The 277-nt window shown below is 71.8% G+C and carries 1 protein-coding gene; it reads left to right on the top strand.

Annotated features, from left to right (window positions below):
• Window positions 1–277 (top strand): AMP-binding enzyme (locus N5079_RS35265; protein ID WP_410007865.1); only part of this gene is annotated, 277 nt, incomplete at both ends.

The following is a 277-nucleotide window of genomic DNA, read 5'->3' as shown; positions in this document are numbered from 1 at the left end:
CCATCCGGCGGTACGGCAGGCGGTCGTCACCGTCGCCAGCCGTACACCGGACGACCAGTACCTGGCCGCCTACGTCGTCGGCGACGCACCCGGCCGCCGGGAACTGCGCGCTCATCTGGCCGAGCACCTGCCCGAGCACATGATCCCTGTCATCACCACCCTGCCGAGCCTGCCGCTCACCCCCAACGGAAAGGTCGACCGGGCGGCGCTGCCCGCACCCGACCTCGACGCCGTCACCGGCCAGACTCCGTACACCGCCCCACGCGACGAGATCGAG

It is taken from the genome of Planotetraspora sp. A-T 1434 (genome assembly GCF_025420585.1).
GTDB lineage: Bacteria > Actinomycetota > Actinomycetes > Streptosporangiales > Streptosporangiaceae > JAOEGB01.
Note: the sequence above shows the minus strand (reverse complement) of the source record. Positions and strands in the feature narration are given on the sequence as shown.